We start from the raw sequence: 24,873 nt of genomic DNA on the forward strand, positions 1-24,873 counted from the left end.
TTGATGCAATTACTTCGACAACTTTTCTTTGAGCGCAGACTTTATTGGCTATTGGCTGGTATAGCTTTTATCTTTTTGGTTTCCTATTGGGTAGAAATTTTATATCCTGTAGGTTTCGTTTCTTTATGGGTTCTTGGATTTTTAGTTGTTGTTGATTTTATCTTTTTGTTTAGGTTGAAAGAGGGTATAAAAGCAGCTCGGATTTTACCAGAAAAATTCTCAAACAGTGATTTCAATTCTGTAAATGTCACTATAAAGAATAACTACAGCAGGCAAATCAAAACATTCATTCTTGATGAAATTCCCGTCCAATTCCAAAAAAGGGATTTTGGGTTTGGAGATTCGGTAGAAAAGGATGAAGAAAAGGAATTTCAATACCAGCTACTTCCAAAGACAAGAGGGGAGTATTTTTTTGGTGATTTGCACATTTATGTCTGTTCAATGCTAGGCTTGGTCAAGAGAAGGTACAGTTTCCAAAAAGGACAGCTGGTAAAAGTTTATCCATCTTTTATTCAGATGCAGCAATATGATTTTTTGGCCAGTAATGTCAGAAAGTTTGATTTGGGTTTGAAGAAAATCAGGAGGATCGGACATACGATGGAGTTTGAGCAAATCAAAGAGTATGTACAGGGAGATGATATCAGAAGGATCAATTGGAAAGCTACCGCAAAGAGTGCTTCGTTGATGATGAATCAATATCAAGATGAAAAATCCCAACCTATTTATTCTGTAATCGATACTGGCAGGGTAATGCAAATGCCTTTTGAGGGATTGAGCTTGCTTGATTATGCAGTAAATAGTACCCTTGCTTTTTCTAATATCGCCCTTAAAAAAGGGGATAAAGCTGGCTTGATTACCTTTTCAAACACGATGCAAAGGTCCTTGCCTGCGATCAATCGCAAAACCCATTTGATGAGTATCATGGAAATGCTTTACAATGTGAACACCAAGTTTTTGGATACAGATTATGGGTTGCTTTATAATTGGCTGAAGCAAAAAGTCAACCATCGCAGTATGTTGATTTTGTTTACCAATTTTGAGCATCATACTGCTTTGGAAAGACAGCTTCCTTACCTCAAGGCTATTGCCAAAAAGCATTTGTTGGTAGTGGTTTTGTTTGAGAACACCTTGTTGGAAGAATTGGCAGAAAGACCCACTGAGAAGCTATCTGATATTTTCAATAAAACTGTTGCCGAAAAATTTCTCTATGACAAAAAGCTGATGGCCAAAGAGCTCAATCGGCATGGGATTCAGACGATCCTGACAAAGCCAAGTGAATTAAGCATCAATACGATCAACAAATATTTGGAGATAAGGGCCAGGGGGTTGTTGTAGGTGTTGTTATCCAAACCTCTGGGCGATATTTTTATCACAAGGTATACAAAGGTGGCACAAAGGGCACAAGTGCTAATGGGATTAATACGAGGTGTTTTTAAAGTATGACATTGTGTAATTTGTGAAATCCTTCGTGTTCTCCGTGGTTAGACTTTTAAGTTAGAAAGTTGGATGAATCCTTACAAAGTGATCCTCTGATATTTGTAATTTCAGAGACAAATTATTCAATCGAGTCAAATGAAGTTTAATTCATTCTTCCCAGCATCTGGATTCTATGTGAATCCAACTTGATAAATATGAAAAGAAGAATAGTAAATGACCATAGAGAGGAACCTCCATAACTAAAGAATGGAAGTGGTATTCCAATCACTGGAAATAGCCCGATAGTCATTGCAATATTGACCATAAAGTGGAAGAGCAATATTGAAATAACACAATAACCATAAACTCTAGAGAAGCGAGTTTTCTGCCGCTCGGCCATAATTACTAACCTGATCAATAAGGTGCAAAAAAGTAAAATCACGATAAAGCTTCCTGTCCAACCAAATTCCTCACCTAAAGTGCAAAAAATAAAATCGGTATGTTGCTCAGGGACAAAATCAAACTTTGTCTGTGTTCCTTCTAGATATCCTTTTCCAAGAAATCCACCCGAGCCTATTGCTATTTTTGATTGGGTTACATTCCATCCGACGCCCAAAGGATCCAAATCAGGATTGAAGAGCACCATAATCCTATTTTGCTGATGTTGAGGTAATTTCGAAACTACATAGTCTAGACTGTAAACATATGCAACCATCAGCAAACCTATTACAATGAAAGAGATGATTCTAGAAATTTTCTTCTTCCCTAAAAATATCAGAATAGCCACTACCGCTGCAATGGCAAAAACCAAGTAGAGATTGTTTTCGACACCCAAAGCCAATAATGATATAGCAATGATTGTCAATGCCAGCACATAGTATTTCTGTGGCATTCCTTCTCTATAAAGCATAATGAAAAATGCAAAGTACACCATAGCAGTACCAGTGTCAGGTTGCAGCATGATTAAAATCACAGGGATCATGATGATTGCCAAAGCTTGCAACTGGTACTTGATTTGACTGAGATCGAAACTAGGTCTTTCCATGTACTTTGCAAGTGCTAAAGCGGTCGCAAATTTAGCAAATTCAGACGGTTGGATTCTGACAGAACCAATGCCAACTGTAAGTATCTGTCCGTTGACTTCTTTTCCAATAAAAGGTGTGGCAATCAGAAGAATTAGAAAAAATACATACAAAATCATGGATAGATTATCGTATAGCCGATAATCAGCTACCATGATCAGCAATATCATTATAATGGCAGCTCCCATCCGTACGAGTTGTTGTCCGGAATTGATTGATAGGTCAAAGATGCTTTTAGCATTTTGCTCATCAAACACAGCAGCATAGATATTAAACCAACCTATGATTACCAATGCAGCATAGATTAGGATGGATATCCAGTCAATTTTGTTGATATATAAATCGTCCTGTCTCAAATCACATAAATTTTCCGGCAATCACATACTCTTCCAAACCAAGTCTTTCAACTTCTCTTTTGATGTATTTCTCTATCATCAAACTTGCTGTACTTGCTGCTGCTCTTCCTCCCCATCCGGCATTCTCTACATACACAGCGATTGCTATTTTCGGGTCTTCTTTTGGTGCAAATGCAACGAATACAGAATGGTCTTCTCCTTGTGGGTTTTGTGCGGTCCCTGTTTTACCTGCAATGGTGATGTCTGGAATAGCGGCCCTTGCAGCCGTTCCATAGATTGCTTCTGCCATTGCGTCTTGGATTAGGTCAAAATGGTGCGCATCTACACCGACTTCTCTTCTTGTCCTGAATTCCTCTCTAATCTTGGTATGGTCTCCATCTATGGCTTTGATCAGGTGTGGTTGGTAATAGTATCCTTTGTTTGCAAAAATTGCAGCAAGATTTGCCATTTGAAGTGGAGTTACCATCATTTCGCCTTGCCCAATAGAAAGGGAATAGATTGTGGAATATTTCCATCTACCGACACCATAGATTCTATCGTAATAGCTGCTAGAAGGAATACTTCCACCTTTTTCATTATACATATCGATTCCAAGTGGACTTCCAAGTCCAAAGAGCAAGACACTTTCACGCCATTTGTCAAGCCCTATTTCCGTATCCTTGAATGTATTTCTAGACACTTCCTGATTTATCATTGCACGATAAGCTTGGTGGTAATAGGGATTGCAAGAATTCCTGATTGCACCAAAGAGATTCACAGGCGATGGGTGATTGTGGCAAGCGACCAAAGACCTGTTGCATGCATAAGTAGTATTTGGAGTCAATATGCCCATTTGTAGTCCTATCAGCGATTGGACAATTTTGAAAATAGAACCTGGAGGATACATTGCCATGATTGGCCTGTTGAACAATGGCATTTTTTCGTCTTTATTCAAAACACCATAATTAGATCCAAACTTAGATCCTGCCAATAAATTAGGGTCATAAGTCGGTGCAGAAATCATCGCCAATATTTCTCCTGTCTTAGGTTCTATAGCGACTACAGAGCCTACTTTTCCCTCCATCAATTTTTCGCCATAAAGCTGAAGCTCAAGATCAATGGTGGAGGTAAGATTTCTTCCTGCTACGGAAGCAGTGTCATAGTCACCATCTTTGAATGAACCTTTGTCCACTCCCCTGACATTGACCATTTTGTACTTCACTCCTTTTAACCCTCTGAGTTCTTTTTCATAGAATCCTTCGAGTCCGCTGAGGCCAACAAAATCCCCCTGTCTATAATATTTCACAGTATCTCTTTCGAGTTGCCTTGCGTTGATTTCGCCGATGTAGCCCAATGCATTTGCGGCGCTAGCTTGTGGGTAAGACCTCACTGATCGGGTAGTTACAAATAGGCCAGGATAGTCGATCAAGTAATCTTGGATTTTGGCAAATTCGGTAGTGGATACCTGTGGGATTAGGATTGATGGTTTTACAGATGAATATTTTCGGGCTGCGGTGTATTTTTCTATCAGATCTTCTTTGGCAATGTTGAAGATTTCGCAAAATCTTGTAGTGTCTTTGACATCGAATTCTTTTGGAATGACCATCAAATCAAAAATAGGGTTGTTATAGACCAATATTTTTCCAGTACGGTCATAGACAAGCCCTCTATATGGATGATCTACAAGTCTTTGTACAGCATTTCTTTCTGCCCTCTTCAGAAAGCTGTCATCTAGCACTTGTATCATAAATAGTTTGGTCAACAGTACAATCCCTATCAACACGATAACTATGATGATGGTAATCGGTCTTTGTTCGTTCATTATATTCCCCTCCTTCTCCTGTAAAATAACAGTTGAACAATATTACTCATTACAAATACAAAAATAGCACTGGCAATTATTTTTTGAACGACGGGGAAGAACAAATCTGTACCCATACTTTCAATAAAAAAGAAAGAAAAATTAAAAATAACAATTAGGGGCAGGCTATAAGTCATAAACCACCCAATGCCCATGTTTAATATTGTGGGCTGAAGGTTGTCATCATAACCACCCGTAGGTGTCAATATTTTGATCCAAGGTCTTCGGATAAATGCAACAATCAATAAACTCGCTGTGTGTATTCCTAACGTATCATAAAACAAATCCACAATCAAGCCCATTCCAAAAGCAATAAGAAGCGTAGGAATGGTTTTGGTCTCTATTGGTAATAGAATAACGAAAATGATATATAAAAAACAAAACCCTACACCAAACAGCACCAGATTTTTTAGTACAAGTATCTGTACCAAAAGATAGACAAGGAATCCACCAATTAAATAAAAAATTCTGCTACTGGTCATTGCTGATGTCTGAATTTATATACAAGGAGTCCAATTCTTCCTCAATGTCATTTTCTACTAGATATACGTATGTTACTTTTGTGAAGTCTGTGGCTAAGGACACCGTTACGTCCAAATAGTTTGTGTCAGATCCTTGATTTACTTCTAAGACAGTGCCGATGTTGATCCCCTCCGGAAATACTGCATTGTATCCTGATGTGACTATCTTATCACCTACTTCAATCTTTACATGGCGTGGGATATAGAGCATTTTTGCTTTTTGCGGATCTACACCATCCCATTTGATTGAGCCAAATACTTCAGTTGAATCTACTTTAGATGAGACCAAAAGATCAGTATGAAGTAAGGAGATTACTGTTGCGAAATTTTTTGAAACACCTTTGACTCTACCCACCACACCCTGGCCGTTGAAAACACCCATACCAGGTTTGATCCCGTGCTTTTCTCCTTTATTCAATGTGAGATGGTTTTGGTTTAACCTGATGGAGTTGTTGATTACTTTAGCACCCTTAAACTCAAACTTCGCCATCAAAATACTATCCAGCTGTATGAAGGTGCTGTCAGCTGGTTTTTTGTACATTTCTAGTTCTGCCAAAAGCTCAGCATTGGTATCCACAAGCCTCCTGTTTACCTCTGCTAGTGAAAAGTACTCAGAGACGTTGTTTTTTGCCCCTAAGATCTTACCGCTAAATCTGTTAGAGCTATTGAAAAAAGCAGATCCTTGTTGGGAATTGAAGGAGACAATCAGCCAAATGGCGATTGCCTCCAGAAAAACGAATAACAGAAAAGCTCTTAAACTGTAAAGAAATAGTAAAATGCGCTGCATCCAGTGATCAAGTCATCAATACGGTTCTGAAATTGGAAATATTTTTCAAGGCGGTTCCGGTTCCTCTTACCACTGCTCTAAGTGGATCTTCTGCGATGTGAATAGGTAATTTTGTTTTTTGATGAAGTCTTTTGTCTAGGCCTTTTAGCAATGCACCACCTCCAGTGAGATGAATACCATTATCATAAATATCTGCAGAAAGCTCTGGTGGGGCGATTTCCAATGCTTTCAAAACGGCCTCTTCGATTTTGGATACTGATTTGTCAAGTGCAAATGCAATCTCAGAATATGACACCTTGATTACTTTTGGAATACCTGTCATCAAATCCCTACCTCTGATTTCATAATCTTCAGGCGCATCATCTAATTCTGTCAATGCAGAACCAATGGCTATTTTTACTTTTTCAGCTGACCTTTCACCGATTAGTAGATTGTGTTGCCTTCTCATGTAATCGAGAATGTCTTTAGTGAAAGTATCTCCGGCTACTCTGATAGATTGATCAGCTACGATACCTGACAAAGCAATCAATGCGATCTCTGTGGTACCACCACCGATATCCACAATCATGGATCCCATTGGTTTTTCTATATCTATCCCAATACCGATTGCAGCAGCGATCGGTTCATAAATCATGTAAACCTCTTTGGCTCCCGCATGTTCTGCAGAATCACGAACAGCTCTTTTCTCTACTTCTGTGATGCCAGATGGAATACAAATTACCATTCTGTGAGATTGGGGAAACATTCCTTTTTTGTGGCCAGGGATCATTTTGATCAATCCTCTGATCATTTGCTCTGCAGCATAGAAATCAGCAATCACACCATCTTTGAGTGGACGGATGGTTTTTATATTCTCATGCGTTTTTTCATGCATATTCATCGCATCCTTTCCCACTGCCAAGACCCTATTGGTAGTCCTGTCAATTGCAATGATAGAAGGTTCATCAACAACTATTTTGTCTTTATGAATAATCAGCGTATTTGCAGTACCTAAATCGATAGCAATATCACTGGAGAAAAAATCGAATAATCCCATTATGTCTTTTTGGTTGAATTTTATATTTGAGAATATGTTAAAGTTAGCATTCTAGATGCATAACATGAAACGCAGGACGACAAAATTATTATCTTAATTGCAATTTCTTATCATATTGCTCTTTTTTTTTAAAACATTGTTTCACTTTACTCTAAACAACCTTTTACAATCAAGTTGGAGTGGTTTTGATTGGTGCAAATTCAGGAGGTTTGCCTGCACTTAACAATTCACATACCAAAGATTCTCTTTTCAGTAAAGTTTTTTCCCGTCTCTTACCCTTTAGTAAAATCCCTCCAGGTTTCTACCAGCACGGAAGGCATCAATTTTATATTCACAGGTAAGGGTTTTAGAAAAGTTAAAAACTGTGAAGTTTTGCGAAGTGGTTTTAATAAGGCTTGTCATATTTTCTATTAATTTAGGGTAATGGATATTGATTTTGTCAAAGAATATCATTTTGTAAAAACAAAACTGAGAGGTATCCTTTAAAGACCAAATAAATTAGTAGTATTCTGAAATCAGGTTGAGAAATTAAAAATAGAAATACAAAGATATTTTATGGGCAGAAGTATTGCTTTCAAATACTTTAAAACAAAGGATTTAATAACACTCTTTTTTTTATAGGAATTATTTTATTAAATTTGTAGCGTATTAGCCGAATATATGGAGGGGACGACAGTCCCCTCTTTCATTATGGTAAATTGTAATATGAGTTTAAAACAAACTATTGAAGAAATTGTAGAAAAGCACTTGCCTGATGAAGAACACTTCATCGTGGACATTCAGCTTATCGAAAACAGCAGTAAGCCTCAACTTAAAATCCTCATCGATGCTGACAAAGGTGTTAGTATAGATGCTTGTGCTTTTTTAAGTAGACAAGTTGGTGAGGAGATAGAAGCCAAAGAATTGCTCGCAGATGCATACGTGCTTGAGGTCTCTTCTCCAGGTGTGGATTATCCTCTCAATTCAAGACGGCAATATGTGAAGAATATTGGAAGAAAACTCAAAGTAACCTTGACTGATGGAAAGGAAACTGAGGGGGAACTTCTACAGGTGGATCCTTCAGAGATCAAACTGAAGGTGATCAAAAAAGAAAAAGGAAAAAAGGCTACTGAAGAAGAAGTTGTATATCCTTTGGAAGAAATAAAGAAATCAATTGTACTAGTCTCTTTTAAGTAAAAAAAATGGATGCTAAAGTTCTTATAGAATCATTTGCAGAATTTGCAAGATCAAAAAATGTGGATCGACCAACGATGATTCGCATTCTCGAAGATGTGTTTAGAGCGATGATTCGCAAGAAGTACGAGACCGACGAGAATTTTGATGTGACAATCAATGCAGATAAAGGTGATCTTGAAATATTAAGGATTAGAGAGATCGTAGATGACAACTCTGAAGATATTTGGGATTTTGACAAAATAAGCCTTACAGATGCACAAAAGATCGAGCCTGATTTTGAAGTTGGCGAAGAGGTGTACGAAAAAATTGAATTGGAAGATTTTGGTCGTAGGGCTGTCATGATGGCAAGACAGACTTTGATCCAAAAGATCAAGGATCTTGAAAAAGATTTGCTATTCAATCAATACGAAGAATTGGTTGGAGAAATTATCTCTGCGGAAGTTTACCAGATTCTTGGAAGAGAAGTTTTGTTGATGGATGGAGAAGGAAATGAACTAATCCTGCCCAAAGGCGAACAGATTCCAAAAGATAGATTTAGAAAAGGAGACGCTGCAAGAGCTATTGTTCACAAGGTGGAGATGGTAAATGGTAATCCTAGAATCATACTCTCTAGAACCTCTCCGATTTTCTTGGAAAGATTGTTTGAAAATGAAGTTCCAGAAGTTTTTGACGGATTGATTACTATCAAAAAGATCGTCAGAGAACCAGGAGAAAGAGCGAAAGTGGCTGTGGAATCTTATGACGACAGAATTGATCCAGTAGGAGCTTGTGTCGGAATGAAGGGGAGCAGAATCCATGCAGTAGTTAGAGAGTTGCAAAATGAGAATATCGATGTGATTAATTTCACCGATAATCTTGATTTATATGTGTCGCGTGCATTGAGCCCGGCAAAAGTTTCTTCGATCCAGGCGGATCATGAGAAGAAAAGGATCTCAGTTTTCATGAAACCAGATCAAGTGTCCATGGCCATCGGTAAAGGAGGGTTCAATATCCGTCTTGCAAGTAGATTGGTTGGATACGAGATCGATGTATTTAGAGAATTGAGTGAATATGAAGATGAAGAAGATGTGGTACTTGACGAATTCGGTGATGAAATCGAAAGTTGGGTGATTGATGAGTTGAAAAAGACAGGATTGGATACTGCCAAAAGTGTACTTTCCTTATCAAAAGAAGACCTCTTGAGACGTACCGAGCTTGAGGAAGAGACCATTGAAGATATCTTCAAAATATTAAAACAGGAATTTGAACAATAAATAAAGACCAATTTACCCAAATATAGGTCTTATATTTGCCAAAGAATTAGAAAGAGGTTTTTAGCGTATGTCAGAAGAAAAAATGATGAGACTTGGCCAAGTCGCCAGAAAACTCAACGTAGGAATAGCTACGATTGTGGAATCTATGGCTAAAAAGGGCGTTGAAGTCGAAAATAATCCAAATTCGAAGATCAGCATAGATCAATTTAGTGTGCTGGCCAAAGAATTTAAGTCCTCCGCCCAAGAGAAGGAAGAGGCATCACACCTATCAATAGGTAAACGTCATCATGAGACTTTTACTATAGAGGCGGAGTCAGAAGCTCGCGAAGAGTCTAAGCCTGAGCCAGTAAAAGAAGAGAAAAAAGTGGAAGCTGTGAAGCCAACCCCAACGCCACCTCCTGCCCCTTCGCCTGAGCCCGAAAAGCCCAAAGAAGAAAAGAAGGAAGAGCCAAAAGTTGCTGCTGAAGCACCAAAGTTACCTGGTATAAAGGTTTTGGGAAAAATTGATCTTTCTCCAAAACCAGCACCGGCACCTACTCCTGCACCAGCACCTGCTCCAAAAGTAGAGGCGAAAGTGGAGCCTAAAGCTGAGGAAAAACCAAAGCAAGAATTGAAGCCAGAACCAAAAAAGGAGGAAGCTCCGAAGGTTGAAGCTAAAGTAGAAAAACCCACTCAGGCTGTGAAGCCTCAGCAACAAGACAACGCTAAATCACCAAAACCTGTTTCTACGCATCAACAATCGCAAAAACCTTTTTCAAAAGATTCTTCTCCAAAAAAAGAAGAACCAAGAAAAGAAGCTCCAAAGCCAACACCTCCTACTGTAAAGGTTGAGGCAGAGCCGCAACAAGTAATTGCTGCTAAAGCGGATTCTTTGAAAGGGTTGACTGTATTGGGTAAAATAGAATTGCCTACAGATCGCCCTAAGAAAAAAGGAAAGCCTGTAGCTTCTTCTGATGAGAGGAATAAGGACAAGAAAAAAAGAGTTCGTAAGAGAATAGATAAAAATACTCCAGGAGGGGATGCTGCCAAACCCGGTACAAACACTCCTGGTGGAAATAAGCCAGCTGGACAACCACAAGGTGGGCACAGAGCCGGTGGTGGACCAAACCAAAGAGAGAGAAGAAGTCCTCAGGGAAGACCGGGACAAGGTGGCAGACCGGGACAAGGTGGACACGCTGGAGGAAGAGTTCAAAAAGCTGAGCCTACTCAAAAAGAAATCCAAGATCAAATCAAACAAACACTTGCTAGATTGCAAGGTGGTAAGTCTGGTGGAGGAAAAGGAAAAAATAGAAGAGACAAAAAAGCTGAGAGAAGTAGAGATACTGAGGAGGGCTTTGAAGAAAACAAAATCCTTAAAGTAACCGAGTTTATCTCTGCAAATGACCTAGCTTCATTGATGGATGTGTCGGTAAACCAAGTGATTTCTACTTGCATGTCTCTTGGTATGTTTGTATCAATCAATCAGAGACTAGATGCAGAGGCGATTACAATCATTGCTGATGAATTTGACTTTGAAGTTGAATTTACCAAATCTGATGAAGAGGAAAATACAATAGTAGAAGTAGATAATCCAGAAGATCTAGTTACTAGAGCACCGATTGTGACGATAATGGGTCACGTCGATCATGGTAAGACTTCCCTTCTTGATTTTATCAGAAGGGCAAAAGTTACTGATGATGAAGCAGGTGGAATCACCCAGCATATCGGAGCTTATGATGTAATGACGAGTACTGGTGAAAAAATCGCTTTCCTTGATACACCAGGTCACGAAGCATTTACAGCGATGAGGGCTAGAGGTGCCAAAATCACTGATGTTGCGATTATCGTAGTGGCTGCGGATGATGATATCATGCCTCAGACCAAAGAAGCAATCAACCACGCGCAAGTAGCTGGTGTTCCAATGATTTTTGCGATCAACAAAATTGATAAACCAAATGCAAATCCTAACAAGATTAAGGAGCAATTGGCAAATATGAACCTATTGGTAGAAGAATGGGGTGGTAAATATCAGTCCCAAGATATCTCTGCAAAAGTAGGTACAGGTATAGACGAACTACTTGAAAAAGTTTTGCTTGAAGCTGAAGTTCTTGAGCTGACAGCGAATCCTGACAAAAATGCGGTAGGTACTGTAGTAGAAGCATCCCTAGATAAGGGTAGAGGTTATGTGACCACAGTGATGGTTCAGGCTGGTACGCTTAAAGTAGGTGATGTGATGCTTGCAGGTCAGCATTATGGTAAGGTGAAGGCGATGTTTGACCATAAAGGTAAAAAACTGAAAGAAGCTGGACCTTCTACGCCTGTTCAGGTTTTGGGACTTAGTGGAGCACCACAAGCTGGTGATACATTCAAAGTTTATGATACCGAGAGAGAGGCTAGAGAGATTGCCAACTCAAGGGAGCAGATCCAAAGAGAGCAAAGTATGCGTACCAAGAAGCACATCACACTTGATGAAATTGGACGTAGATTGGCTATCGGTAGCTTTAAGGAACTCAATATCATCATCAAAGGTGATGTGGATGGTTCAGTAGAAGCACTTTCTGATTCCTTGTTGAAGCTATCGAAAGATGAAGTGTCTGTCAATATCATACACAAGGGTGTTGGTCAGATTTCCGAATCAGATGTATTGTTAGCTTCGGCTTCCGATGCGATCATCATCGGTTTCCAAGTAAGGCCTTCTCCGAATGCGAAGAAAATCGCCGAACAGGAAGAAATTGAAATCAGACATTACTCTATCATCTACGATGCGATCAACCAAATCAAGGATGCGATCGAGGGAATGCTTGAGCCAGAATTTGAAGAAATCATCACTGGTAATATCCAAGTGAGAGAAATATTCAAAATCTCTAAAATTGGTACTGTCGCTGGTTCTTATGTTACTGATGGTTTCATTACCCGTAAGAATAAGATAAGAATCATACGTGATGGTATTGTGGTTCATGATGGAGAAATCGATCAATTGAAGAGATTCAAAGACGATGTCTCTGAAGTGAAAGCTGGCTACGAATGTGGTATTTCGATCAAGAAGTTTAATGACATCTTGGTAGATGACACCATCGAAGGCTACACTATGCAAGAGATCAAGCGTAAGAAATAGGATAACTATTAACCATATCAGAGGAACTTCCGCAAGGAGGTTCCTTTTTTTGTTTATATTCTAGTTTTTCCCGAAGATCAAAGTAGGTTCAGAAGAAATATTAATTGGTTTAAAATCATATGAAATCAAGCCTGCCTGGGGCAGACAGGCATGACGAAGAACTTCACACACTGGGATGATTATCAATCATGCGAGATTCCATAGCCTGTCCCGACCAATCGGGATGACCTCTGAAAAACAAATTATAAACACATGAAAGATGCCCTTCACCTTTTATTACAAATTCTAATTACAGGCTGTATCCTTTCCTTAATTCTTGGTCTTTATAAGCCTGTTTTGGTACTTTGGTTCCTGGATAGGTTTAATAGGTTGAAAGTGTTGAAAGTGTATGGTTTGTCATTATTGATATTGGCCTTTTTGATGTTTGTAAATAAAATTATATAATTATCCGCAATTTCACCAGAAGGTAAATAAAACAATTGGATCAAGCGGATAATTCGTCGACGGATGACAGTTGACAGTCGACAGCTGAATTCAAAATTTGTACCTAATTAAATATGGGTACTGGTGTGAAAGCGTATATTCATATAAAATTATTTAAGTTTCTTTTGTTTCACTTAAATTTTGCTAATTTTATAGACCCAAATAACTAATAAAGTTGAGAAAAATTTTAGCCATATTACTTTTAAGCGTTTTTGCTTTGTACCATTTCGGCTACTATGGTTTTTATTATACATTTTCGTTTCAACTTGAATCTCTGTGGACAGAGAAGATTTTCGATACAGATGAAATAGAGGAAGAGATCATGGAGATTCCTATTTCTGTCCCATACATGGCAGATCAAGACGAATTTCAGACTACCAACACTACATTTGAGAAAGATGGACAAAATTATCGGGCAGTCAAGCAAAGATATGCCAATGATACTTTGCAGGTTATCTATGTTCCAGATACAGCCAAAAACAAGCTGGACTCGGTTGTGAAAAAATGGATAGCTTCATTGGTTTCGGATGAAATACCTTCTGAAAACGGCAATTCTTTACTTTCCAAAATTTTCATCAAGGATTACACAAAACCAAATCAAGAATTTGTTGTTCCATTGGTGCTGGAAGAAGAAAGAAAATACATAGGGTTTATTTTTTCGACTTATAATGATTTGAATCTGAGTAATCACACTCCTCCTCCAGAGCTTGTTTGATTTTTAAGCCATTCATTTTGGTTATTTCATTTAGTTATTCACAAAGCAGTATTGCAGTATTAGTGTATCAAATCTATGTTTTTTCAAAGGGGTTTGTTGGACATGGATTGATAGCTGATGTGTGCGTGTTTTGATTTTCTAAATGAATTAAGATTTTCATACTTAGTTTTTTTTGATTGGGTTTTCCGATTCGGTGGAAATATGAATCAAAGACTTAGGTATGATTTTAATCAATCTTGAAGGCTGTCCCATAAGTGATTCCATAAACTTTATTCCCAAGTAATGTTAGTTTCAGCTTAAAGCTCTTTGCTTTTCCGTGCCTTTGTGGCTTGAGTATTCAAGATTCCCACAAATACACGAGCAGGAGAGTTTAGTAAGTTGATTTCAATGCATCATTTGAGCTTAGGGAAATTGGTTTTGCTTTTTGGACAGCCTCCAAGATTCCAATTCTGACATGGTTTGATTTTTCAGAATTCAAACAAATTTTAAAATAATCAAAAAATTTATATGAAAAGATTTATACCAATAATCCTAGGAATGCTATTGCCATTTGTTGCTCAAATAAACGTTAATGCCCAAGGCTGTGTAGCGATCCGACAATTTTCCGGGATCGGAAATGCAGTAGGTCAGGGGAATATCCTTGAAAAGGGAGAATGGAACATTAGCTCTAATTATAGATATTTCAAGTCATTCCGCCACTTCAGCGGGACAGAAGAGCATCCAAATAGGGTTGCAAACAACACAGAGGTGATCAACTGGTCACATGGTGTTGACCTGAATGTAAGTTATGCGATTTCAAATAGAGCTTACGCCGTAGTTTCATTGCCATTCGCTTACAATGAACGAAGTTCTTTGTACGAGCATGGGAGGAATTCCCGTCACATGACTTATTCCAAAGGCATCGCAGACATGCGAGTGGGGGCAGGGTATTGGTTGCTTTCTTCTGAAAAGGCTCGTAAGGGAAATACTGCTGTTGGGTTAGGAGTTAAACTTCCTACTGGTGATTACAATGCTCAAGGTACGTTTTACAACGTAGGTCCAAATGGAACTTCAGAAGTGAGACCTGTAGATCAGTCCATTCAATTGGGAGATGGAGGCTGGGGATTGATTGTAGATGCCCAAGGTATTTGGAATCTGCCGTCAAATTTCTTTTTGTACTATGATGGCTTCTACATGTTCAATCCTCGAAATACCAATGGGACGAGAACCAACAGGGGAAGGGCTTCGGAAGGAATCATGAGTGTTCCCGATCAGTTTGCATTCAGGGCTGGAGTATTTAAGCCTATTCCGGTTATCCATGGACTTGGGATTTCTCTTGGAGGACGTGTTGAGGGTGTCCCTGTTAGGGATATAATTGGAGACAGTGATGGCTTTAGAAGACCTGGCTATATTGCCTCTGTTGAACCGGGGCTTAGTTATATGTTAGGCAATTTCACCACGACATTGACAGTACCAGTGGCGTTGATCAGGAATAGAACCAGAAGCCTAACAGATATTGCCGATTCCACTCCAGACAATCGTAGGCATGGAGATGCTGCCTTTGCAGATTATTTAATCAATGTGAATTTGGCTTGGAGGATTCCCAAGAAAGTGAAAGGGGTGTTTAATAGTATTGATTGATTTACAGTGTAAATCTATTTCTACATCAGAGTTGTTGCACAGAGACACTTTCCAGATGGGTGAATCAATTAAATAAATAAATCGTTAACTTTAAGCAACAAAATACAATCGATATGGATGTGCAATCTGTTAAAATCGAACTCATCCATTGGCTTGCAGAGCTTCAAGACAAATCTGTCCTTAAAAAACTTCAGGTACTGAAAGAACAACAAGAAAATTCATTCGAATTAAGTACAGAACAGCAAGAGGAATTGGACATCAGGCTTGAGAAATATGAAAAAGGGGAAATGGAGTTTTCCTCTTGGAAAACTATAAAGAACAAGATAAAAACTAGCCCAAAAGATGCTTTATAACTATCGTTTGTCTGAAGAGGCGGAGTCTGCGTTTATCACTCCTATCTTTGGTATGAAAGGCAAAAAGAAGGTTTGGGAGATGAATTTTTAGACGCACTAGATGCAGCGGCCTTAGCTATAACCAATAACCCGACAACTTATAGAGTTCGTTATAAAAAGAAAGTCAGGTCTTTTGTTGTAGACCGTTTTCCTTACTTGGTTCTGTATGCTGTTAATGGAAATAATATTGATGTGATATCAGTGTTCAACACAAACCAGAATCCTAGAAGATGGGAAAAAAGAGTTAAATAAATGAGTCCTTGATTGGAGTGATAAATAGTTTGGAATGATGTGATTAATGCAATTGGACATATTGCAAAAGCAATCGGAATGACAAAAATTGCCGAAGAAACTGGAATGAGCAGGCCGAGTTTATACAAAGCATTATCTGAGGGAGCAAAACCGCAATTTGCTACGATAATGAAAGTTTTAAAAGCGATTGGTGGACAAATTCAAGTGAATCCGATATCAACGTAAAGTAACATAAACAGAATAAAATAGTATAAGTGATGGTTTGATTGATTTCGAATTACATGAAAATTCATGCTACGATTGTTTTATGAATATATGACAGCTTTTTTTAAAAATATTTGGAGCTTTCTCTTGTCTTTGTTTTTGATCTTTTCATGTACAGAAGACAAGGGAATACTTGAAGAATCGCTTGCACAAAATATAGCATTAGAAATAAATAATTCTTTACTTTTCACAATGAGTAGAGAAGATAGTCTTTTAGTTGAGAAAATTGAGAGCTTTATTTCCCTCTACAATGATAGTCAATATAAGGTTTCAGATGATTGGTTATTTGTGGATACTTTAAGTGTTTATCCTTATTTTGAATTTTACTCAAATATAGTAGAATCAAACTCAATACAAGTTCTAGCATTTTCTAACAAAGAAAAATATAAATGTGTCAAACTCGCATTTATGAAGGACAAAAATATTGAGGCAATTATTAATATCCCAGCAATGTTAAAGGAGAATGAAGAGTATATTTTGCTTAATTATTATGATCTTTATTCAAGAGTTACACCTGAGCAGTTTGATGGTAATAGGTATTTTAATCACTCTTCTAGTCCATTAGATCAAAAAAAGATAGAAGAAATGCATGAATTAAATGGGAAGCTATCTATATTTTTTGGGTTTTCTGAGCTTAAATTTGATTATTATCTTTTTGATAATGCTGAAAAACTATTTACAGCTTTAGGGTATGACTATAGTCCTGATATGTTCAGTAGATATCAGAGCAATTCATTCTGCAGACCTGCAGATATGTCTATCTTTGCAGGTAATGGATCAGCTTATCATGCTCATGAATTGACTCATTTATATGTGCATACGTTTGTTGGTAATGGTAATCCTAATTTAGACAACCCCAACAGCTTTCTTGACGAGGGCTTTGCGACCTACTTTGGAGGGTCACAAGGATTCGATCTAAAAGAATCTACAGAAATCACAAAACAATATTTCAGGCTTAACAATGTCTATTTTGATGATGTTAAAAAGTTCAATCTTTTAATAGATGAAATAATTAGTTTTAAATATGTTTTTTTTGGAAATTTCATTAAGTATCTTATTGATTTTCACGGCCCAGAGTATGCACTTCACGCTCTCAAAACATACAAGACAGATGATGAGCTGGACTTATTGATTGATTCGCATAGACTTCCAGATGAGACATTTAATGATTTTGTTTTGAGAATAATTATGTCAAATAATTTCGATAATGAATGATTAGTTTTTCAGGTTCATCTCTCTTCTTATACTTTTCACTGCCAGATAAATAAGCGCAAAAGAAAGTAGAAATAGCACAATAGCAATTCCAGCTAGTACATATACCTGATCTTGATAATTTTTCCAAGCAAATAATGCCAAAGAAGTCAATGTCACAGTGAACATAAAGAACATTGGGATCAGGACAAATGTGGCATTGGTTTTTTGCTTCATCAACCAAACTGAAATAGTCAATAATGCCAGTGCTGCTAGCAATTGGTTTGCAGAACCAAAAATTGGCCAAAGAATGCTAAATCCTCCTGAACCCAAAAGCAAAACTGCTAAAACGACAACGATCGAAGTGGACAGATATCTATTTTGAGCGACTTTTGCAACCTTAGGGCTTTTGATGTCCTCAAAATACTCCTGAAGTGTGAATCTTGCCAGTCTCGTACAGGTATCCAAAGTCGTCAAGGCAAATGCAGCTACCGTGAGTGCTACAAAACCAATAGCAAAGTCTTCTGAGATCCCCAAACTTGAAATAATATTGCCCAAACCATTGGCAAATAGCGGAACAGGCCCAAGTGTTTCTATTTTTTCTAAATACTCTGACCTAGTCAATACAATAACTGCTGCTACTGCAATGATCGCTAAAAACGATTCAATTAGCATACCTCCAAAACCTACTAATTTCGCATCACTCTCCTTATCAAGCTGCTTGGAGGTAGTGCCAGAAGCCACCAGTGAATGAAAACCACTGATTGCTCCACAGGCGATCGTGACGAATAATACCGGAAAGATATAGCCAAGATTGTCTGAGCTGATATGTACCTCGTTGTCCATGACGATCGTAGGGTTTGCAATAAATACTCCGATCACAGCTGCGAGAATAAGTCCATATAGCAAAAAGCTATTTAAGTAATCTCTAGGTTGCAAAAGCATGGAGACAGGTGCGACCGATGCGATAAACGCATAGATCAAAAGTATGTAAATCCATATTTGATAATCCAAAGCTATCGGGAGCTGCATGCCCAAATAGACGAAATAGTACATCAATACAATTCCGATCACTGAAATCACTATAAATGCTATTTTCTTATCCCCAATGATTTTATTGATAGTACCAAAAACGATAGCCAAAATGATAAAAAAGAGAGAGGCAGATGCTACTCCGGGGTTGCTGACAAAGGTTTTGGCAATGATATCTGCAAATACACCAATAATCAGGATCAATGTAGAGAAGCTAAAGAGAATAAAAAGCTGCTTCCCTTTAAAGCCAATTGTGTTTTGAATAATCACACCAATAGATTTTCCTTGGTTTCTAAGCGACGCAGCCATGCTTCCCAAATCATGGACAGCTCCAAAAAAGATCCCACCAATCAAAATCCAGATTACTGCCGGAATCCAACCAAAGGTCAAAGCGATAATCGGTCCTACGATAGGGCCTGCACCTGCAATAGAAGCAAAATGATGCCCCAATACCACAATAGGTTTGCTTGGGATATAATCTACGCCATCAGAAAATTCATGTGATGGAGCCGTTCTTTTGTCGTTGAGCTTGAATTTATTATAAACATATTTGCCATATACAAAATAAGCTGCAATCAAGATGACAGCTGATATGCTCAACAAAGAGATTAAATTCATGTTTTGGGTTTTTCAGTGATTTAGACTTTGAATATCTCTCTTAATAAACAATTTACAAACAGTTTACTTAATCAATGAAGATTTTTGTCCGCTTTTTTAGAGATATTCAATAAGTTTAGAGTCTTGAAAAGTTTATTAAAATACTGTAAAACAATTGTTTATATTTTGAACTGGAAGGAACATAGGATGTTAATTTTATTTAATGGATATAACCTATAAATTTGTAGTCCCTGAATTTTATCTTTGGGGTTTTAATAAGAATAAAATATGGCTTGGTTTAAGAGAACAGATAAAGGAATTAAAACCTCAACTGAGGAAAAGAAAGATGCTCCCGACGGTCTGTGGTACAAGACCCCAAAAGGGAACATTATCCATACCCGTGAATTGAAGCAAAACTCTTATGTATGTCCTGATGATGATTATCATGTCAAAATTGGTTCAAAAGAGTATTTTGAGATTTTATTTGATGGTAATAAATTTAAAGAGCTGGATGAAAAATTGACTTCTGGTGACCCTTTGAAATTTACAGATACGAAACCTTACACATCGAGAATAGAAGCGACAATTTCCAAAACTGAGCTGAATGATGCGGTAAGATCAGCAGTTGGAAAGATAAATGGTTTGGATCTTGTGATTTCCTGTATGGATTTTAACTTTATAGGAGGGTCAATGGGATCAGTCGTTGGTGAAAAAATTGCCAGGGCGATAGATTATTCACTGAAAGAAAAGATTCCTTTTTTGATGATTTCTAAATCTGGTGGCGCAAGAATGATGGAAGCGGGTTTCAGTTTGATGCAAATGGCCAAAACATCTGCCAAGCTTGCATTGTTAGATAAAGCAGGAATTCCTTATATATCATTATTGACTGATCCTACAACTGGGGGAGTCACTGCCTCGTATGCGATGTTGGGTGATTTTAATATTGCCGAACCAGGAGCATTGATTGGTTTCGCAGGTCCAAGGGTGATCAGGGAGACTATCGGAAAGGATCTGCCAAAAGGATTTCAAAGTTCAGAGTTTGTTTTGGAACATGGTTTTCTTGATTTCATCATCGATAGAAGGCAGTTGAAAAACAGATTGACTACTTTACTAAACCTACTGAATGGTTAATCTGTTATAGCTATAGTTAAATACCAGATAAAATGTCAAAAATCAAACAGCTTTTGGCCAAGTTTATCTATTTATAAATATATTTGTGTTCCCTAAGTAGGGACTAAATACTGAAAAATAAAAAGTAAAAATCGTTATTAAATGGGTTCAGTAATTATTACTTCGATTGTAGCATTTACGCTGATTATTTTGCTACTCGTTTTTATCCTTTTGTTTGCCCAATCCAAGCTGGTGAATTCAGGAGATGTGAAAATCATCGTTAATGGTGATGAAAGCAATCCTATCGTTACTTCTGCTGGTTCGACGTTGTTGAATACTTTGGGAAATAAGAAAATCTTCTTGCCATCCGCTTGCGGTGGTGGTGGTACATGTGCCATGTGTAAATGTGTCATTGAAGATGGAGGAGGAGAAGTGCTTCCAACAGAGGAGGGGCACTTGAGTAGAGCTGAGAAGCAAAGTAATGTGAGACTTTCATGTCAAGTGAAAGTAAAACAAGACATGAAAATCAGGATTCCTGAGGAAATCTTTGGGATCAAAAAGTGGGAATGCGAAGTTATTTCCAATTACAATGTTTCTACTTTTATCAAAGAGTTTAAGGTTAAACTTCCGGAAGGAGAAATTTTGGATTTTGAATCCGGTGGATATATCCAAATTGACGTTCCTGTAGTGACAGTGAACTTCAAGGATATGGACATCACTCCTCATCCAGACTTGGATCACCCACAGGATGTTTACAAAAGTGATTGGGATAAATTCGGCCTATGGGACTTGGTTATGAAAAATGACGAAGAACTCTTCAGAGCATATTCAATGGCTAACCACCCTGCTGAAGGAAACATCGTTATGTTGACAATCAGAATTGCAACTCCACCTTGGGATAGAGCGAATAACAAATGGATGGATGTAAATCCAGGCGTTTGTTCTTCTTATGTGTTCTCTCAGAAACCTGGTGATAAAGTAGTAATCTCTGGGCCTTATGGAGAATTCCATATCAATCCAACCGATAGAGAAATGGTCTATATTGGTGGTGGAGCAGGTATGGCACCATTGAGATCGCATATATTCCACTTATTCCATACTGAGAAGACAGACAGAAAAGTTTCTTACTGGTATGGTGGTAGATCGAAGAAGGAGTTGTTCTACACTCCTCAATTTAGAGATATAGAAAAGGATTTCCCTAACTTTAATTTCCATATCGGATTGTCTGAGCCTATGCCTGAAGATAATTGGCAGGTAAAGAAATCTTTAGAGGATAAAGAAGGTGATGGTTATGTAGGGTTTATCCACCAAGTACTTTATGATAACTACTTGAAGGATCATCCTGAGCCAGACGAGATAGAATTTTATCTTTGTGGGCCTCCATTGATGAATGCTGCAGTATTGAAGCTTCTAGATGATATGGGAGTTCCTCAAGAGAATATCAGATTTGATGATTTCGGAGGGTAAATAAAATATTGGGTCCCGCATTAGCGGGACTTTTTTTATTTCACTCTGATTTTTTTACTTATTTTTGAGTTAGACTTTGCGTAATCCTATGAACCTAAAATCATTCTTTGAGCCTGTTCCTGAAGTAATCACCCAACAGAAATATGCTCACAATTCTTTCTTCAATTTCATCCACTATCATGGTGAAACATTCCCTGACATCAAAGGGGTGCAATTGGCCATCATTGGGCTTTCTGAAAAAAGAGGAATGAAAAATGCTGATACCATCGAAAGGGCAGCTATAGAAATCAGGGAAAAGTTATATCATCTTAAAAAGGGGGAAGCACTCTATAAAATTGTTGATCTAGGTGATTTACACCCTGGAGATTCTCTCGAAGAGTCTATCAATATCTTGAAAACCGTAGGTGAGTTTTTGTTGAAAAAGCAAATTCTTCCTATATATATTGGAGGTACACATGACCTAGATTATGGACAGTATCTTTCATATCAGGGATTGAACAAGCTTGTGAGTTTGGTGACCGTAGACGCCAAAATAGATATGGAGGAAGATGCGCTTCCATTTCAAACCCACACTCAAAATATTATCCTTCACCAACCCAATTTTCTTTTCAATTATTCTCATTTGGCTTATCAGAGTTTTTTGGTGGACAAAGATCTCATCAATGTCATGGAGAAATTGTACTTTGACCATATTAGATTAGGAAATGTACGAGCAAATTTCAAAGAGATAGAGCCCTTGATTAGAAATGCAGATCTTATGAGCTTCGATGTATCGGCTATCTTGTCAGCTGATGCACCTGGAGCGGCTGATGCGCAACCCTTTGGCCTTACTGGAGAGGAAGCTTGCCAAATCTGCAGGTTTGCAGGGATGAATGAAAAATTAAGCTCAATTGGTATTTATGGCTATCAACCATATTATGATGATAGTCGAAATAAAACAGCCTCAATCATTGCTACTATGATATGGTACTTTATAGAAGGGTTTTATGACAGAAAGGATAGTTTGAGTTTCAAGAGCAATGATTACATAAAATACACCGTCTCTTTGGATGCACAGCCATCTGTGATTATCTTTTATAAGAGTAAAAGAAGTGATAAATGGTGGATGGAGATTCCGCAGAATGACCAAGAGAAATTTGAACGAACTACTATAATTCCATGTAGTTATAAAGATTATCAAATGGCACAATCTGGAGAGATTCCAGAAAGATGGATTAATGCTCAGCTAAAGCTGTTTTGATATGAATAGCTATACAAAGCAGCAACTTGCTTTGAGAAATGGGCAGGACAAACCTGAAATATGGATAGCTTATAAGGGAATGATTTATGATGTGTCCAACTCTAGGTTGTGGAAGAATGGTAAGCATTATGAACATTGGGCGGGTCAGGACTTGACAGAAGAACTTACTGATGCTCCGCATACCGAGAAAGTTTTTGAAAAATTTGATATCGTTGGGCATTTGAAAGAATAGAATGATCTTAATAGCTGATAGTGGATCCAGTAAAACAGACTGGAGGTTGATAAAAAACGATGGGAAGATAGAACAATACAGGGGTATTGGGTTTAATCCTTCCTACCAAACTAGCCAAGAAATGGCATTGCTTATTCAAGAAGCTTTCTTGCTTGGTATAGCAAATGATGTAAGTGAAGTTTTTTATTATGGGGCAGGTTGCTCTTCGGATCATTTAAAAGATCAGGTTAAGAGTGTTCTTCAGTCTTTTTTTTCCAATGCAAACATAAATGTTGATCATGATATGATGGCTGCAGCTAGAGCTACTTTTGGTTTTCAAGCTGGAATTGCCTGTATTTTGGGCACAGGTTCCAATAGCTGTGATTATGATGGATATAATATTGTGAACTCAATGCCTTCACCTGGTTATATTTTTGGTGATGAAGGTGGAGGAGCTTATGTTGGAAAGAGATTTTTACAAGACTTTATTCAGGGAGAATTGCCAGAGTCTGTCAATAAATTAGTAGCAGAGGAGCTTAAACTTGAATATAAAGATATAATAGCAAATACCTACAGAATGCCTTTTCCAAATAGATACATGGCTTCTTTCTGTAAATTTATTTCAGCGCATAAAAAAGACCCATACTGTTATATGCTTTATTATGATTCTTTTCAAGATTTTTTCAACAAGCATGTCAAAAAATACCCAAATTATAAAGATAAGCAAGTCAATTTTGTAGGTTCCATAGCATTCTTCAACAGCGATATTCTTCGAAGTGCAGCTGCAGATGCAGGAATTCAAGTGAATTTGATTTTGGAAAGTCCGATAGCAGGATTGTCATTATATCACCGAGAAAACCATGAATACAACAGAAAGTAGTTCCCTTTATGATGATTTGGAAAAACTAGATATCATCACTTTGCTTCAAAGCATCAACAAAGAAGATCAAAAAGTGGCTTTGGCCATAGAAAAGATTTTGCCTTCAATCCAAAAACTTGTAGAAGAAATTGTTCAAAGGATGCGTAAAGGAGGAAGGCTTTTTTACATAGGAGCGGGGACAAGTGGTAGGCTTGGTATTTTGGATGCTTCAGAATGTCCACCAACCTACGGCGTTCCGCATGATTTGGTGATTGGCATTATTGCAGGTGGTGATGCTGCTATCAGGAAAGCCGTAGAAAATGCAGAAGATAATGCTGAGCAAGCCTGGGAAGATATAGTATCTTTTGGATTTAATGAGCAAGATACTGTAATCGGCATAGCTGCTTCAGGTACCACTCCTTATGTAATTGGAGGTGTGAAAAGTGCCAAATCAAAAGGATTGCTGACTGCATGCATTACGTGCAACTTAAATACGCCATTGGCCGAAGAAGTGGAATTCCCAATTGAAGTTGTTGTAGGTCCTGAGTTTGTGACAGGAAGTACGAGAATGAAAGCGGGGACTGCACAAAAGCTTGTGTTGAATATGATCTCGACAACAGTGATGATAAAATTGGGTCGTGTGAAAGGTAATAAAATGGTGGATATGCAGTTGTCTAATGAAAAGCTTGTCAAGCGCGGTACTAAAATGATCATGGAAGCGACAGGACTATCTGAAGATGATTCTAAAGCAAAATTATTGGAGTTTGGTTCGGTGAGAGCTGCGGTTGAATCATTTTATCAAAAATAATCCGTACATTTGCATCCCCTTTGAATTCAGGAACTTAGATATGCCTGATAGTAAAGGGATTTACCAAAAAT

The 24,873-nt window shown here is 37.9% G+C and carries 22 protein-coding genes; 16 read left to right on the forward strand and 6 right to left on the reverse strand.

Features of this window, described 5'->3' with window-relative positions; translation table 11 throughout:
* Nucleotides 1-3: 3 nt before the first annotated feature.
* A complete protein-coding gene (locus MM236_RS05855) occupies nucleotides 4-1,335 on the forward strand; it encodes a DUF58 domain-containing protein (RefSeq protein WP_241274011.1) in 1,332 nt (443 codons plus the stop codon).
* A 244-nt stretch (nucleotides 1,336-1,579) separates the two neighbouring features.
* Here the strand turns inward: MM236_RS05855 and rodA are convergent, their stop codons facing one another.
* The 5 genes from rodA to MM236_RS05880 are packed head-to-tail and all read right to left on the reverse strand — an operon-like array spanning nucleotide 1,580 to nucleotide 7,038.
* Nucleotides 1,580-2,854, reverse strand: a complete 1,275-nt coding sequence (rodA, locus tag MM236_RS05860) for a rod shape-determining protein RodA (protein WP_241274012.1) — start codon at nucleotides 2,852-2,854, stop codon at nucleotides 1,580-1,582.
* Nucleotide 2,855: 1 nt separating this feature from the next.
* Nucleotides 2,856-4,655 carry a penicillin-binding protein 2 gene (gene mrdA, locus MM236_RS05865; protein WP_241274013.1) on the reverse strand — a complete coding sequence of 600 codons (1,800 nt, stop codon included), beginning with the start codon at nucleotides 4,653-4,655 and terminating at the stop codon, nucleotides 2,856-2,858.
* A complete protein-coding gene (locus MM236_RS05870) occupies nucleotides 4,655-5,176 on the reverse strand; it encodes a rod shape-determining protein MreD (RefSeq protein WP_241274014.1) in 522 nt (173 codons plus the stop codon). Before MM236_RS05870 ends, mrdA begins: the two co-directional genes overlap by 1 nt.
* Nucleotides 5,166-6,002, reverse strand: coding sequence for a rod shape-determining protein MreC (mreC, locus tag MM236_RS05875; protein WP_241274015.1), 837 nt, complete (start codon nucleotides 6,000-6,002; stop codon nucleotides 5,166-5,168). The genes MM236_RS05870 and mreC overlap by 11 nt, the downstream gene beginning before the upstream one ends.
* 7 nt (nucleotides 6,003-6,009) lie before the next feature.
* Nucleotides 6,010-7,038 carry a rod shape-determining protein gene (locus tag MM236_RS05880; protein WP_076501372.1) on the reverse strand — a complete coding sequence of 343 codons (1,029 nt, stop codon included), beginning with the start codon at nucleotides 7,036-7,038 and terminating at the stop codon, nucleotides 6,010-6,012.
* A gap of 705 nt (nucleotides 7,039-7,743) precedes the next feature.
* On the opposite strand from MM236_RS05880, the gene rimP reads away from it, so the two are divergent.
* The 9 genes from rimP to MM236_RS05925 all read left to right on the forward strand — a co-directional run bounded on the left by rimP (nucleotide 7,744) and on the right by MM236_RS05925 (nucleotide 17,502).
* Nucleotides 7,744-8,214: a ribosome maturation factor RimP gene (gene rimP, locus MM236_RS05885; RefSeq protein ID WP_241274016.1), complete on the forward strand. Its 471-nt coding sequence runs from the start codon at nucleotides 7,744-7,746 to the stop codon at nucleotides 8,212-8,214.
* A gap of 5 nt (nucleotides 8,215-8,219) precedes the next feature.
* Nucleotides 8,220-9,467 carry a transcription termination factor NusA gene (gene nusA, locus MM236_RS05890; RefSeq protein ID WP_241274017.1) on the forward strand — a complete coding sequence of 416 codons (1,248 nt, stop codon included), beginning with the start codon at nucleotides 8,220-8,222 and terminating at the stop codon, nucleotides 9,465-9,467.
* Between the two features lie 67 nt (nucleotides 9,468-9,534).
* Nucleotides 9,535-12,561 carry a translation initiation factor IF-2 gene (gene infB, locus MM236_RS05895; protein WP_241274018.1) on the forward strand — a complete coding sequence of 1,009 codons (3,027 nt, stop codon included), beginning with the start codon at nucleotides 9,535-9,537 and terminating at the stop codon, nucleotides 12,559-12,561.
* Nucleotides 12,562-13,219: 658 nt separating this feature from the next.
* A complete protein-coding gene (locus tag MM236_RS05900) occupies nucleotides 13,220-13,759 on the forward strand; it encodes a hypothetical protein (RefSeq protein WP_241274019.1) in 540 nt (179 codons plus the stop codon).
* Between the two features lie 507 nt (nucleotides 13,760-14,266).
* Nucleotides 14,267-15,379, forward strand: coding sequence for a hypothetical protein (locus tag MM236_RS05905; RefSeq protein ID WP_241274020.1), 1,113 nt, complete (start codon nucleotides 14,267-14,269; stop codon nucleotides 15,377-15,379).
* 113 nt (nucleotides 15,380-15,492) lie between these two features.
* Nucleotides 15,493-15,732, forward strand: coding sequence for an addiction module protein (locus MM236_RS05910; protein ID WP_241274021.1), 240 nt, complete (start codon nucleotides 15,493-15,495; stop codon nucleotides 15,730-15,732).
* A gap of 72 nt (nucleotides 15,733-15,804) precedes the next feature.
* Nucleotides 15,805-16,023, forward strand: coding sequence for a type II toxin-antitoxin system RelE/ParE family toxin (locus tag MM236_RS05915; protein WP_241274022.1), 219 nt, complete (start codon nucleotides 15,805-15,807; stop codon nucleotides 16,021-16,023).
* A 39-nt stretch (nucleotides 16,024-16,062) separates the two neighbouring features.
* Nucleotides 16,063-16,248, forward strand: coding sequence for an addiction module antidote protein (locus tag MM236_RS05920; RefSeq protein WP_241274023.1), 186 nt, complete (start codon nucleotides 16,063-16,065; stop codon nucleotides 16,246-16,248).
* Between the two features lie 90 nt (nucleotides 16,249-16,338).
* On the forward strand, nucleotides 16,339-17,502 hold the full coding sequence (locus MM236_RS05925; RefSeq protein WP_241274024.1) for a hypothetical protein: 1,164 nt from the start codon (nucleotides 16,339-16,341) through the stop codon (nucleotides 17,500-17,502).
* On the opposite strand, the gene MM236_RS05930 is transcribed toward MM236_RS05925, so the two are convergent.
* Entirely contained in the window at nucleotides 17,503-19,128 is a 1,626-nt protein-coding gene (locus tag MM236_RS05930; RefSeq protein ID WP_241274025.1) for a carbon starvation CstA family protein, read from the reverse strand. It lies immediately after the preceding gene.
* A 267-nt stretch (nucleotides 19,129-19,395) separates the two neighbouring features.
* Here MM236_RS05930 and accD point away from each other — a divergent pair, with 267 nt between their 5' ends.
* The 6 genes from accD (at nucleotide 19,396) to murQ (ending at nucleotide 24,802) form a co-directional block, all read left to right on the forward strand.
* Nucleotides 19,396-20,238 (forward strand): acetyl-CoA carboxylase, carboxyltransferase subunit beta, encoded by an 843-nt coding sequence (gene accD / locus MM236_RS05935; protein ID WP_241274026.1) that lies wholly within the window; start codon nucleotides 19,396-19,398, stop codon nucleotides 20,236-20,238.
* A gap of 141 nt (nucleotides 20,239-20,379) precedes the next feature.
* Nucleotides 20,380-21,684, forward strand: a complete 1,305-nt coding sequence (gene nqrF, locus MM236_RS05940) for an NADH:ubiquinone reductase (Na(+)-transporting) subunit F (protein WP_241274027.1) — start codon at nucleotides 20,380-20,382, stop codon at nucleotides 21,682-21,684.
* A gap of 88 nt (nucleotides 21,685-21,772) precedes the next feature.
* Nucleotides 21,773-22,924, forward strand: a complete 1,152-nt coding sequence (locus MM236_RS05945) for a formimidoylglutamase (RefSeq protein ID WP_241274028.1) — start codon at nucleotides 21,773-21,775, stop codon at nucleotides 22,922-22,924.
* Between the two features lies 1 nt (nucleotide 22,925).
* Complete coding sequence (locus MM236_RS05950; RefSeq protein WP_241274029.1) at nucleotides 22,926-23,156, forward strand: cytochrome b5 domain-containing protein; 231 nt, start codon at nucleotides 22,926-22,928, stop codon at nucleotides 23,154-23,156.
* A gap of 1 nt (nucleotide 23,157) precedes the next feature.
* Nucleotides 23,158-24,015: an N-acetylglucosamine kinase gene (locus MM236_RS05955; RefSeq protein WP_241274030.1), complete on the forward strand. Its 858-nt coding sequence runs from the start codon at nucleotides 23,158-23,160 to the stop codon at nucleotides 24,013-24,015.
* A complete protein-coding gene (murQ, locus tag MM236_RS05960) occupies nucleotides 23,996-24,802 on the forward strand; it encodes an N-acetylmuramic acid 6-phosphate etherase (protein ID WP_241274031.1) in 807 nt (268 codons plus the stop codon). The genes MM236_RS05955 and murQ overlap by 20 nt, the downstream gene beginning before the upstream one ends.
* The last annotated feature ends 71 nt before the right edge of the window (nucleotides 24,803-24,873 follow it).

This window comes from Belliella calami (assembly GCF_022549695.1).
Classification (GTDB): Bacteria; Bacteroidota; Bacteroidia; order Cytophagales; family Cyclobacteriaceae; genus Belliella; species Belliella calami.

Bases quoted from the DNA above. Each gene is read 5' to 3' on its own strand.
- MM236_RS05870 (WP_241274014.1), bottom strand. From the start codon at position 5,176: ATGACCAGTAGCAGAATTTTTTATTTAATTGGTGGATTCCTTGTCTAT.
- accD (WP_241274026.1), top strand. From the start codon at position 19,396: ATGGCTTGGTTTAAGAGAACAGATAAAGGAATTAAAACCTCAACTGAG.
- mreC (WP_241274015.1), bottom strand. From the start codon at position 6,002: ATGCAGCGCATTTTACTATTTCTTTACAGTTTAAGAGCTTTTCTGTTA.
- MM236_RS05910 (WP_241274021.1), top strand. From the start codon at position 15,493: ATGGATGTGCAATCTGTTAAAATCGAACTCATCCATTGGCTTGCAGAG.
- rimP (WP_241274016.1), top strand. From the start codon at position 7,744: ATGAGTTTAAAACAAACTATTGAAGAAATTGTAGAAAAGCACTTGCCT.
- MM236_RS05880 (WP_076501372.1), bottom strand. From the start codon at position 7,038: ATGGGATTATTCGATTTTTTCTCCAGTGATATTGCTATCGATTTAGGT.
- MM236_RS05925 (WP_241274024.1), top strand. From the start codon at position 16,339: ATGACAGCTTTTTTTAAAAATATTTGGAGCTTTCTCTTGTCTTTGTTT.
- MM236_RS05930 (WP_241274025.1), bottom strand. From the start codon at position 19,128: ATGAATTTAATCTCTTTGTTGAGCATATCAGCTGTCATCTTGATTGCA.
- nqrF (WP_241274027.1), top strand. From the start codon at position 20,380: ATGGGTTCAGTAATTATTACTTCGATTGTAGCATTTACGCTGATTATT.
- MM236_RS05945 (WP_241274028.1), top strand. From the start codon at position 21,773: ATGAACCTAAAATCATTCTTTGAGCCTGTTCCTGAAGTAATCACCCAA.
- nusA (WP_241274017.1), top strand. From the start codon at position 8,220: ATGGATGCTAAAGTTCTTATAGAATCATTTGCAGAATTTGCAAGATCA.
- infB (WP_241274018.1), top strand. From the start codon at position 9,535: ATGTCAGAAGAAAAAATGATGAGACTTGGCCAAGTCGCCAGAAAACTC.
- MM236_RS05955 (WP_241274030.1), top strand. From the start codon at position 23,158: ATGATCTTAATAGCTGATAGTGGATCCAGTAAAACAGACTGGAGGTTG.
- mrdA (WP_241274013.1), bottom strand. From the start codon at position 4,655: ATGAACGAACAAAGACCGATTACCATCATCATAGTTATCGTGTTGATA.
- MM236_RS05950 (WP_241274029.1), top strand. From the start codon at position 22,926: ATGAATAGCTATACAAAGCAGCAACTTGCTTTGAGAAATGGGCAGGAC.
- MM236_RS05905 (WP_241274020.1), top strand. From the start codon at position 14,267: ATGAAAAGATTTATACCAATAATCCTAGGAATGCTATTGCCATTTGTT.
- murQ (WP_241274031.1), top strand. From the start codon at position 23,996: ATGAATACAACAGAAAGTAGTTCCCTTTATGATGATTTGGAAAAACTA.
- MM236_RS05855 (WP_241274011.1), top strand. From the start codon at position 4: ATGCAATTACTTCGACAACTTTTCTTTGAGCGCAGACTTTATTGGCTA.